The organism is Halopseudomonas litoralis (genome assembly GCF_900105005.1).
Taxonomy (GTDB): domain Bacteria; phylum Pseudomonadota; class Gammaproteobacteria; order Pseudomonadales; family Pseudomonadaceae; genus Halopseudomonas; species Halopseudomonas litoralis.
On the sequence record NZ_LT629748.1, the window covers coordinates 1,551,791 to 1,561,328 of the forward strand.

Here is a 9,538-nt window from a genome sequence, read left to right on the forward strand (position 1 = left end):
CACTTCTCAATCCCATCACCCACCACCATTCGAAATTTTATTTCCCGGGGAGGGCTAGCATTACCTCAAGATGCGGCACCGCTTTAACATCCCTCTCTGAAAAATACTGAAGAGCCTTACGGGGAAGCCAGACCTCATGAAAGTGGGCTCGAAATTCAGCCAGCACTTCATTCGGGTAGAGCTTTGGATAAACAACTCGGCCGTCTTCGAACTCATGCCGATACGTCGGAAGCTGGTCGGTGTCCATACCCTTCTCGTCCCTAAGCCATTTACAAAACATCCGGCCTTCTGAAATATCAGGCAGCAACCTATCTGGCAGCGTGTATCCGGAGTCTTCCATTGGTCCGATCAGCGCAAGGGTCATCTCGTTAAGCATGGAAAAATGAGTTCTAGGCACCTGCTGCCTGTTCGCCATATAGCGCCGCAAGTGATAAGGCAAAACAGATGCCTTGTTACCTCCACCGCTTAACCATTCACGAACCCACTGGGAGACTGCGACAGCAAATCTTGGTGAGCACCACTGGCCCAGATTGATAGCGACGTCCGGATGAACCCAGGTACCTCTGTTAGCGTTTGTGGCGCTCTTAATGGTGAACACCAGTTGGTCCATGGGAATTCCCATGGACCTGGAAAGCTCACCCATGAACTCACCTGTAATTCTAAGACGAGCATAATCCGCAAATGCCTTGCCCGAAGCGTTACACATCGCAGTGGCGTTCACATATCCATCGCTTGCCCGCTGGTGAATTAGCGCACCCTCAACCTGCCTTGGTATCAACTCTAGCTGCGTCATCCTGCCTCCTGACGGGCCTCAAAAAAATGTGGGCGGTTATTCTTGCAGATGCGCAATCAGCCCAATAAATGCGCTTGCCACCACCACGCCAGATCACAGATCCATCAGGCGCAAGGCCTTCAGATTTCGGCATAGGCCTTAGCCGTCTCTCGCAACATGTCAGCATGCGAGAAAATGTCGTCGAGGGTGTCTATGGGGTGTCGTGTTTCGTTCTTGTCGCCATCGAACGTGCCCAGATACTTCTGGCTTCGGTTGAAATGCAGCCGGGCAATTGGCTTACGGTTGTTGTCGTCGGCCAAAATCCCGAAATAGCTCAACGTGTCGCGAGCCGCAACCCTCTTAACATCAATCTCAGAGCGAACGATTGCCTTGATTATGTTGAAGCCTTCCAGCTCCTCGGTCGTGGTCTCAATCCTGTCTTTCTTGCTGATTTCATCATCAGCCGACTGGGTTTCACCGATCTCGGCATCTTGTTTGCTGATAGCCGCTGGCGCGGTAGATGAGGGCCGTGAAATCGCGGACTTCAGGCGCCCATTAACCTGGTCGCTCATGAACTGTTCGGCAGCCTTTGCTGTAAGCAGGGCGAATTGATCTCGCACTTTCTGGGTGAGAATGCCCTCGTAAACACGGGATGCGAAAAAGCGCACGAAGTCGTCTTCCGGCTGGCTGAACTGATTGGCCATGACCCGCTTGATCTGACCGACGTATTTGAGTTCACCCGCCGCATTCAGTACAGAATCCACATCAAAGGCCGACTTGGTCAGCTTCTGCAGCTCGGGAATGGCATGGTCATCCATGTCCAAGAAATCGAACTCCAAGAACGGCTTCTCGTCCATCTTGTTTGGCGCATCAAGATCGGTATAGAACCTGTAAACTTGGCCGTTCGTGAGAATGGATATCCGCGCTGTGGTGACATGGAAATAGCGGAACAACTGACTGGCGTGATTGATATTCAGCGGCTCGCCAATTTTTTTGGCCTCAATCAGAATCTGAATTTCACCATCCTTCATGATGGCGTAATCAATCTTCTCGCCTTTTTTCGTCCCGATGTCTGAAATGAATTCGGGGATCACCTCAAGCGGATTGAATACATCGTAACCGAGAACATTTTGAATGAATGGCATGACGAACGCGTTCTTCGTCGCCTCTTCAGTCTGAATTGCAGCCTTCTGCTGATGTATTTTTGCAGCCAGACTGGTCAAGCGTTCTTCAAATGACATAACTCTCCCTCCCAGGAGTATCCCATGTCTTGAGCGCGGCCAACTTGCCGACTCGGTTTTAGCTCATAGCTTCAGATCACAGCTTCCGCGCATTCCAGGCCAGTAAGGCTTGCGCATGGAAAACCACATCCTCAATCAGCACCTCGAAAGGGTCGTGATCGCGGTTATCGGAAATGATCTTGAAGTGGGTCTTGCTGACCTTCTGGACGCGCTTGATGTAGACCAGGTCATCCCATGTGAACACGTAGACGCCATCACCGATGAATTGCGTAATGCCGCGATCAACGAATACTGGCTCGCCATGGTTGATGGTGCCGGCCATGCTCTGACCCCAGCCGGTGATGATGGCCAGGTTGGCGGCGCTGGTGTAGGTGATGCCGAGTAGATCCAGATGCGCCTTATGCATCGTGACGTGGCGGATAATCTCGACGTAATCATTCGGCAGCTGACCACTGCCCATAGCCGCCCGCACGTTGAATTGCGGGATATCAACTTCACCCTCGCGCTTCTTGCTGGAGAAATCAGCAGCTATCACGTTGCTCTCCCTTTTATTGCTATCCAGATCGTCGTCCCCCATAAGGTAACCCGCCGACACGCCGAGAATCGCCGCTATCTCCTGTAAGCGCTGCGGGCGCGGCGTGTTTCTGCCTGCCTCCCAGGCCTGCACCGATTGCGGACTCACCCCCAAGGCGCGAGCCAGCTCGGACTGATTAAGTCCTTGAGCTTCTCTCGCAATAGCAATTTTTGATCCTGTAGTCGTCATGAGTGCGAAGATACAACGGGACGTTGTAGAATTCATTGCAATTCTCAGTTGTAATCGGTTAGCCTTGCCTGTAACTTTGGGTTGCAAAAGCAAGGGGTTAAACGCATGACACAAAACGAGAACGCAGTTTCACGGGCCGCAGCAAAAGCTGGCGGTCAGTCGGCGCTCGCCCGAATTCTCGACTGCTCTCCTCAAGCCGTGCAGCGCATGTGTGCCAGTGGTCGGGTGCCCGCTGAACGTGTCTTGGCAATCGAAGAAGCCACCGGCGTTTCCCGTCATGAGCTTCGTCCTGACCTTTACCCGAAAGAGAAGAAGTCTGTTGCCTGATTGGTAAAGAGTAAGGCGGAGAGGGATGTTTGCAGAGGCCGCTGATGTGGCTGGTGATTCGTACAGTGGTTTTCGAGGCAATAAAAAACCCCGGCTTTGATGGGTGGCGACCCAGCCGGGGCTTACATAGCGAGATCATTATGAACAGAGAATTGATGTTGGGCAATACCGAGCAGGTGAGCATGTCCAGCCGTGAGATTGCGGAGCTGGTCGAGTCACGGCATGACAGCGTGAAGCGCACGGTGGAGCGACTGGTGGAGCGGGGCGTAATTGCCCAGCCACCATTGGTGGATGGGATCAAGTCAGGCAATGGCGTTGTTGCTCAGGAGTATCTGATCAGCAAGCGCGACAGCTATGTGGTCGTTGCGCAGCTTTGCCCTGAATTCACTGCACGATTGGTCGACCGCTGGCAGGAGCTGGAGTCACGCCAGCATGTCACGGTCCCTCGCACGCTCCCTGATGCATTGCGTCTGGCTGCTGACCTGGCAGAGCAGAACACGTCCCTGCGCCTGGTGGTGAGTGAGCAGGCGCCCCAAGTGGAGGCGCTGCAGCGTATCGCCCAAGCACGCGGCACGCTGTGTCTGACGGATGCGGCCAAGCATTTGGGTGTACAGCGCAAGGTGATGCTGGCGTGGATGCAGGTGAACCGGTGGATCTATCGGCGCGAGGGTGCTGCTCACTGGCTGGGCTATCAGCCGCGGCTGCAGGCAGGGCTGCTTGAGCACAAGGTGACTGTGCTGGGCACCGAGGACGATGGGGCGCAGCGGTTGGCGTCACAGGTACGTGTCACGCCCAAGGGTTTGACGGTGCTGGCGCAGAAGATGGGAGGGATCAACTGATGGCCAACCCATGGTTCCGCATGTATTCCGAGTTTGCCACCGATCCCAAAGTGCAGATGCTCAGTGAGAAGGATCAGCGCCGCTACCTGATGCTGCTTTGCCTGCGTTGCAGTAACGACGATGTAACGTTACATGAAACAGAAATAGCGTTTCAGTTACGCATCAGTGACGACGAGCTGGCCGCCACAAAGGTGGCTTTAATGGCCAAAGGGCTGATCAATGAAGACTTCTCACCGGTCGCCTGGGAGAAGCGTCAGTATGTCTCTGACTCAAGCACCAAGCGGGTTGCAGCCAGTCGAGCCCGTAAGAAACAGGCCGTGAAACCACCATGTAACGTTACAGTAACGCCCCCAGATACAGAAACAGATACAGATATAACCCCCTCTCTCCCTGCGGACGCACCGGCGACGTCTGATTTCGATCCGTCCCGCCTGCTGGGCATGCACCTGGACTGGGAGCCCGACCCCAAGATTCTGGCGGCGTATGCCAAGCGTGCCGGCATAGCCCTGGAAAACTTCACCGCCGAGGCCATCGGCCAGTTTGCGGTCTACCACACAGCCCGGCAGGCGTTGAAAAGCCAAGCCGAGCATGTGGCTGCCCTGGTCAGCTGGGTCAAGCGTGATGCGGTGCATGCCGAGAAGGTGGTGCCGATGGCCGGCAGGCGAGCCGCCAGCGGGGACTTTGACGACAACGCCACCGGCTGGCTGGGGGAGTGACCATGAAAACCATCACCGATTTGATTCCGGCTGCGAGCCGTCAGCTGGCGACCGCCCAGCCGGTCAAGGCGCAGGAGCTGGCGCCGGAGGTCAAGCGCGAGACCGAACGGCTGATCAACGATCTGTTCGGCCAGCTGCGGTCGATCTACCCGGCGTGGAAGCAAGCGTGGACCAGCGAAGATCTTTATCGCAAGGCCAAGGCCACCTGGACTCAGGCGCTGCTCGATGCAGGCATTGCCGACTGGTCGCTGATCGAGCGAGGGCTGAGTCGTTGCCGGCAGGAGCCGGGCGATTTCATTCCATCGGTGGGCAAGTTCATCGACCGCTGCTGGCCGACACCCGTGGAGCTGGGAGCGCCGGACCACGAAACGGCGTACTGGGAGGCGCAGCGCAACAGTCATCCGGCCATTGCCGGGCGGGGGCGCTGGAGTCATCGGGCGGTGTTCCATGCGGCGTTGCTGTGTGGCCGTCACAGCCTGATGACGCTGCCGTCGGATGTGGGCCGGTTGAAGATGGCCAAGGCCTACGGCGAGGTGATTCAGCGGCTGGCGCGTGGCGAGGATCTGCCCGAACCAGCACCGGCGCTGTCGGCGGATGTGCACCGCAAGGGTGACCCGGCCAAAGCCAGCGCCGCGCTGGCGGCCATGCGGGCAGCGGTTGGCGGCGCCCGTGCATGACGCCGGAAGATCGCTCTGCGGTGCGTGCTGGCTGCAATTTGGCGACGCTGCCTGCCGATGCGCAGGCGGTGTTGCAGTAGGAGCTCAAGGACACCGGGCAACGGCATCAGGAGATTCAGCGCACGGCGGCGCAGTTGTATGGGCTGCGTCGCCACCGCCTGCGGGTGGAGCGGGAGTTGGCGCAGCTGGGGGATATGGGGCCGGCGGTAAAGGCGGCTCTGAACAGGCTGATTTCTGGGAGTGACCAATGAGCATGATGAAACCAGTTTCCGCGCTGGAGCAACAGCCGGGCGGGAGCCACTACAAGGGTCGAGCTATTCAGCCGATTCAATACATCCACGCCAACAATCTCGGTTTTTGCGAGGGCAACGTAGTCAAGTATGTCACCCGTTGGCGGGAGAAGGGCGGTCTCGAAGATCTACGCAAAGCCCAGCATTACATCGATCTGCTTATCGATCTTGAGCGCCTGGAACTGCAGGAATGAAGACCGTGGGGGAGGTGGTGCGCTGGTGGCTGAGCCGGATTGAGGGTGACAAGGCGCGCTCGGCCAGTTACCGGGGCAGCATGGTGTCACTGATGCGCCGACATGTGCTGCCTCGCATGGATAAGGTGCGGGTGAGCAAGCTGGATCGGGTGCTGCTCGACGACAAGCTGGTGTTTCCCATGCATCAGGAGCTGTCGCCGCGCACGGTGCAGAAGGCGCTGCAGGGGATAGGGCAGGCGTTCCGTATGGCCGAAGGGCAAGGACGCATTGCAACCAACCCGTTGGCAGGCACCACCTTCCGGGACTTTTACAAGGGCAAGCTGCGGCCCAAGCCGGCGTCCCTTTCCCGTGTCGACCTGCCTGAGCTGGTGCCGCACCTGGTCGATGTATTCAACCGTGACCCGCTGAGGGGGATGTTGCCATTGATGATGCTGGCCCACGGTACTCGCATTGCCGAGACGCTGAAGGCGCGCTGGACGCATATCTCACTGACCGAGCGGGTGTGGGTGCTACCCGAAGCCAATACCAAGACGCGCCGGGAGCATGCACTGCCGTTGACACCTCAAGTGCTGGGGCTGTTGGCCCGGTACCGACACGCATTGCCGGATCCCCGGCTGAAGGCGCAATGGCTGTTCCCTGTGCGCGGCGGCAGCCCCATGGCGACCACCAGCGGTCACGCCTTGATGCGGGAGGTGAGTGGCCGAGAGTGGACCAGTCATGACCTGCGCAAGCTGATGCGCTCCAGCCTGGCAGACATCGGCATCGATTACATGGTGGGCGAGCTGCTGATCAACCACTCGCTTGGCTCAGTCGTTGAGACCTACCTGACCCGCGACGACATGGAGCGCAGAAGGGAGGCCCTGGAGCGGTGGCACAGTCGGCTGGATGAGCTGGGATTCAGTGATGCACACGGCGTGGAAGTGGCTGTTCCTGCACTTCTTTCAAACAGCGCAAAGGTAGAGCCGCCGGGCGCTTCCGGCGATTCTTGCGCATCTCTTGGGAGAGAATGAAGAATGCAGAAAAACAACGAATTCTCGGTAGTCGAACTGCCGTGGCCATCGAAAGAGCTGAGCCCGAACGCCCGGGTTCACTGGGCCAAGAAGAGCAAGGCGGCCAAGATCTACCGCATCACCTGCCTTGCGCTGACGCTGGAATCGGGCCTGCGGGCACCCGAAGGCAAGGTGCTTCTGGATGTGGAGTTCTGCCCACCGGATCGCCGCCGCCGGGATGACGACAACTGCCTGGCCAGCTTCAAGTCGGGCCGCGATGGCATTGCCGATGCCCTGCGTATCGATGACAGCCGGTTCGTGACCACCATCCGCATGGGCGAGCCGATGAGAGGTGGCGCGGTGCTGGTTCGGATTGCCGGGGAAGTGAGCGCATGAGCGGAGCTGCAAACACGTCACGCCGGGGTGTCACGCCACCGTCTATCTGCACAGCTTGCAGCGGATCTGGCGTAACCCGGGGCGTATGTATGGAATTGATCTGCCTGGAGTGCGACGGCGTCGGCTGGCTACCCACGCCGGGGCAGGACCTGGTGCAGCAGCTCGGCTGGATGCTGACCAGAACCAACCAGCGCTTGCGCCTATATGCGGCACGTGAATCCACCTTCGGGCCGGAAGAAGATTATCGGGACAAAGACCGCAATGGCCACCGCGGCAACTGGACGGGGGATTGATGATGGCCTTTGATCGAGCTACTGAGGAATTGTTGGAGCAATGGGGCATCTGGGTGGTTCAGGGTTCGGGCGTCTCGGCATGCCAGGCGCCAGGCGAGCGCCCGCTGGCTGCTATATCTGACGATGAAGCCTTGGTTGTTGATGGGCTGGTGGGACGATTAAGGCGGCGTTATCCCGAAGCTGGAGAGGTAGTGATTCGCTACTATACTTCCGGCGCCTCGCTAATGGATGTAGCGCGGCGCATGCGGGTCGGTGAGACCAAGGCCCGGCAGCTGATCAACGCGGGTATTGCGTGGATAGATGGTGCTCTGGAACCGAAGCGGATAGCAGCATAGATGAGACGCTTGCAAAAGGCTTGACGTCCGCGCGGAGAAACTATAGATTTCTTACCACTATGCGGTTTTACCGCTTCAAAATCACATCCCGAAACCCGGCCCTCGCGCCGGGTTTTTTGTTGCCCGAATTTCCGGTCTCGCGCCTCGTCTTCGCCCCGAGCAGATGCTGCTGCGTCGTGGACCGGAATCAAACGAAGGAATGAGCTGATGTCTGACCCGAGCAGCGGAGTAGTAGCGACAGCCGGGCTACTCGGAGTCACGGCCGCCAGCCTCGTGCCAGGCGTTGATGCCAATGCCATCATTGGTGCCTTTGCCGGTGCGCTCTTCTTTATGGTGTTCGCCAAGGATCTGTCGGCCCTGGCTCGCGTGGGCTACTTCGTGGCGTCATGGATCGTGGGCTACTACGTGTCCGTCGAGGCGATCGGGCAGCAATGGTCGATAACAAGCGGGCTGCCAGCATTCTTCGGCGCCCTTTTCGCGGTTGTGGTCTGTGTCTCCCTGCTGGAGTGGGTGCAGGGCGGCAAGACGCCAGGATGGCTTTCAGCAGTCGCTGACTGGATCCGACCTGGTGGACGCAGATGATCGATATCTGGACCTTTCTCGCTTCTGGTGTGTGCGGGGCAATCTGCTGGCGAATCGCGTCATATCGCCGTCGCGGTGCCCGCTATCGCCCAGGAGTGGCGGTGTGCGCATACCTGCTGGCTGTAGGCTCGGGCTGCTATTCGCTGTCGGTGCTGCTGGCCATGCTGCTGGGCAAGCACGCGCAGGGCGTATCGCCATTCCTGCTGATCGTCCTGACCGTGCTCATGGTGCTGGTGTGCAGAGCCCGGGGCAACGTGGCGGCGGTGTTGAGAGTAGACCCGTGAAAGCTTCGCTGAAAATCACCGATCTTGATGATGCTCTGGCCCAGATCCAAAGCCTGGGCAGTATGGCCGGTAAAGCGCAGGCTCAGGCAATGAACGATGTGGTCAAGGTTGCCAACGAGCACCTGGTGGTGGAAGCGAACACGGTATTCGACCGGCCTACGCCGTTCACCCTCAATGCCTTCCGCATTCAGTATGCCAAGCCATCCAATCCTGAAGCCGCGATCTGGGTGAAGGACGAGAAGAGCGGTGCATCGAAAGGGCAGGCGCCTGAAGATTGGTTCGGCCCCCAGGTATATGGCGGCGAACGGGCGCTCAAGGCGTCGGAGAAGATGCTGCGCTCCAAAGGTGTCCTGCCTGCGGGGCTGTATGCGGTGCCTGGCAAGGGTGCGCGCCTTGATGCGTACGGCAACATGAGCCGGGGCCATCTGATGCAGATGCTCTCAGGCTTGAAGGTGTTCGACCGGTCCGGCTCGGATCACAACGCTACCGGCAGCCGCCGGTCCAAGGCCAAAGGGCATGAGGATGCATTCTTTATTCTGCGCCGAGAGGGCCAACCGATTGGCATCGCAGAGCGTCGTGGCAAGGCTGTTGAGGTGGTGCTCGCCTTCGTCAAGCAACCCCAGTACGCGCCCCGGTTCGACTTCCACGGCACGGTTCGCAAGGTCTCCGAGAACGATGCCCTGGTTGAAGCTGCCGTCGACAAGGCGGTGGCCAGTACCCTGGCGGGCTCGGGCAGATGAGAGAGGTTCGCATCCCCGGAAATCCTGACGGGTCCTCCCGGGCCCCACCCCCACTGAGGGTAATTCGAGGCCCGACCTCGGACTACATATGAGATTTTTC

At 58.6% G+C, this 9,538-nt stretch carries 15 protein-coding genes and 1 pseudogene; 12 read left to right on the forward strand and 4 right to left on the reverse strand.

The window, feature by feature from the left end; translation table 11 throughout:
- Positions 1-37: 37 nt before the first annotated feature.
- The 4 genes and pseudogenes from BLU11_RS07545 to BLU11_RS19810 form a co-directional block, all read right to left on the reverse strand.
- On the reverse strand, positions 38-793 hold the full coding sequence (locus BLU11_RS07545) for a KilA-N domain-containing protein (RefSeq protein WP_090272770.1): 756 nt from the start codon (positions 791-793) through the stop codon (positions 38-40).
- 119 nt (positions 794-912) lie between these two features.
- Entirely contained in the window at positions 913-2,013 is a 1,101-nt protein-coding gene (locus BLU11_RS07550) for a type I restriction endonuclease (RefSeq protein WP_090272771.1), read from the reverse strand.
- A gap of 76 nt (positions 2,014-2,089) precedes the next feature.
- Positions 2,090-2,548 (reverse strand): S24 family peptidase, encoded by a 459-nt coding sequence (locus BLU11_RS19520; RefSeq protein WP_231702287.1) that lies wholly within the window; start codon positions 2,546-2,548, stop codon positions 2,090-2,092.
- A gap of 54 nt (positions 2,549-2,602) precedes the next feature.
- Positions 2,603-2,812: pseudogene (locus BLU11_RS19810) on the reverse strand (helix-turn-helix transcriptional regulator); the annotation flags it as partial.
- Between the two features lie 69 nt (positions 2,813-2,881).
- Between BLU11_RS19810 and BLU11_RS07560 the strand changes: the two are divergent.
- The 12 genes from BLU11_RS07560 to BLU11_RS07615 all read left to right on the forward strand — a co-directional run bounded on the left by BLU11_RS07560 (position 2,882) and on the right by BLU11_RS07615 (position 9,438).
- The gene (locus tag BLU11_RS07560) at positions 2,882-3,103 is read left to right on the forward strand and encodes a transcriptional regulator (RefSeq protein ID WP_090272773.1); all 222 of its coding nucleotides are present in this window, start codon (positions 2,882-2,884) and stop codon (positions 3,101-3,103) included.
- Between the two features lie 140 nt (positions 3,104-3,243).
- Positions 3,244-3,942 (forward strand): phage antirepressor KilAC domain-containing protein, encoded by a 699-nt coding sequence (locus BLU11_RS07565; RefSeq protein ID WP_090276326.1) that lies wholly within the window; start codon positions 3,244-3,246, stop codon positions 3,940-3,942.
- Entirely contained in the window at positions 3,942-4,658 is a 717-nt protein-coding gene (locus tag BLU11_RS19405) for a DnaT-like ssDNA-binding domain-containing protein (protein ID WP_172828679.1), read from the forward strand. Before BLU11_RS07565 ends, BLU11_RS19405 begins: the two co-directional genes overlap by 1 nt.
- Before the next feature lie 2 nt (positions 4,659-4,660).
- Positions 4,661-5,335, forward strand: coding sequence for a replication protein P (locus tag BLU11_RS07575; RefSeq protein WP_090272774.1), 675 nt, complete (start codon positions 4,661-4,663; stop codon positions 5,333-5,335).
- A 247-nt stretch (positions 5,336-5,582) separates the two neighbouring features.
- Positions 5,583-5,819, forward strand: coding sequence for a DUF3310 domain-containing protein (locus BLU11_RS07580; RefSeq protein WP_090272775.1), 237 nt, complete (start codon positions 5,583-5,585; stop codon positions 5,817-5,819).
- Complete coding sequence (locus tag BLU11_RS07585; protein ID WP_090272776.1) at positions 5,816-6,829, forward strand: tyrosine-type recombinase/integrase; 1,014 nt, start codon at positions 5,816-5,818, stop codon at positions 6,827-6,829. Before BLU11_RS07580 ends, BLU11_RS07585 begins: the two co-directional genes overlap by 4 nt.
- A gap of 3 nt (positions 6,830-6,832) precedes the next feature.
- The gene (locus tag BLU11_RS07590; protein ID WP_090272777.1) at positions 6,833-7,204 is read left to right on the forward strand and encodes an endodeoxyribonuclease RusA; all 372 of its coding nucleotides are present in this window, start codon (positions 6,833-6,835) and stop codon (positions 7,202-7,204) included.
- An 89-nt stretch (positions 7,205-7,293) separates the two neighbouring features.
- Positions 7,294-7,497 (forward strand): hypothetical protein, encoded by a 204-nt coding sequence (locus BLU11_RS07595; RefSeq protein ID WP_090272778.1) that lies wholly within the window; start codon positions 7,294-7,296, stop codon positions 7,495-7,497.
- Positions 7,497-7,832, forward strand: a complete 336-nt coding sequence (locus tag BLU11_RS07600; protein ID WP_090272779.1) for an antiterminator Q family protein — start codon at positions 7,497-7,499, stop codon at positions 7,830-7,832. The genes BLU11_RS07595 and BLU11_RS07600 overlap by 1 nt, the downstream gene beginning before the upstream one ends.
- Positions 7,833-8,039: 207 nt before the next feature.
- The gene (locus tag BLU11_RS07605; RefSeq protein WP_090272780.1) at positions 8,040-8,414 is read left to right on the forward strand and encodes a putative holin; all 375 of its coding nucleotides are present in this window, start codon (positions 8,040-8,042) and stop codon (positions 8,412-8,414) included.
- Positions 8,411-8,698 carry a phage holin family protein gene (locus tag BLU11_RS07610; protein ID WP_090272781.1) on the forward strand — a complete coding sequence of 96 codons (288 nt, stop codon included), beginning with the start codon at positions 8,411-8,413 and terminating at the stop codon, positions 8,696-8,698. The genes BLU11_RS07605 and BLU11_RS07610 overlap by 4 nt, the downstream gene beginning before the upstream one ends.
- A complete protein-coding gene (locus tag BLU11_RS07615) occupies positions 8,695-9,438 on the forward strand; it encodes a hypothetical protein (protein ID WP_090272782.1) in 744 nt (247 codons plus the stop codon). Before BLU11_RS07610 ends, BLU11_RS07615 begins: the two co-directional genes overlap by 4 nt.
- Positions 9,439-9,538 lie beyond the last annotated feature (100 nt).

Coding starts and splice junctions, on each gene's coding strand:
- BLU11_RS07545 (WP_090272770.1), bottom strand. CDS start 793: ATGACGCAGCTAGAGTTGATACCAAGGCAGGTTGAGGGTGCGCTAATT.
- BLU11_RS07550 (WP_090272771.1), bottom strand. CDS start 2,013: ATGTCATTTGAAGAACGCTTGACCAGTCTGGCTGCAAAAATACATCAG.
- BLU11_RS07560 (WP_090272773.1), top strand. CDS start 2,882: ATGACACAAAACGAGAACGCAGTTTCACGGGCCGCAGCAAAAGCTGGC.
- BLU11_RS07565 (WP_090276326.1), top strand. CDS start 3,244: ATGAACAGAGAATTGATGTTGGGCAATACCGAGCAGGTGAGCATGTCC.
- BLU11_RS19405 (WP_172828679.1), top strand. CDS start 3,942: ATGGCCAACCCATGGTTCCGCATGTATTCCGAGTTTGCCACCGATCCC.
- BLU11_RS07575 (WP_090272774.1), top strand. CDS start 4,661: ATGAAAACCATCACCGATTTGATTCCGGCTGCGAGCCGTCAGCTGGCG.
- BLU11_RS07580 (WP_090272775.1), top strand. CDS start 5,583: ATGAGCATGATGAAACCAGTTTCCGCGCTGGAGCAACAGCCGGGCGGG.
- BLU11_RS07585 (WP_090272776.1), top strand. CDS start 5,816: ATGAAGACCGTGGGGGAGGTGGTGCGCTGGTGGCTGAGCCGGATTGAG.
- BLU11_RS07590 (WP_090272777.1), top strand. CDS start 6,833: ATGCAGAAAAACAACGAATTCTCGGTAGTCGAACTGCCGTGGCCATCG.
- BLU11_RS07595 (WP_090272778.1), top strand. CDS start 7,294: ATGGAATTGATCTGCCTGGAGTGCGACGGCGTCGGCTGGCTACCCACG.
- BLU11_RS07600 (WP_090272779.1), top strand. CDS start 7,497: ATGATGGCCTTTGATCGAGCTACTGAGGAATTGTTGGAGCAATGGGGC.
- BLU11_RS07605 (WP_090272780.1), top strand. CDS start 8,040: ATGTCTGACCCGAGCAGCGGAGTAGTAGCGACAGCCGGGCTACTCGGA.
- BLU11_RS07610 (WP_090272781.1), top strand. CDS start 8,411: ATGATCGATATCTGGACCTTTCTCGCTTCTGGTGTGTGCGGGGCAATC.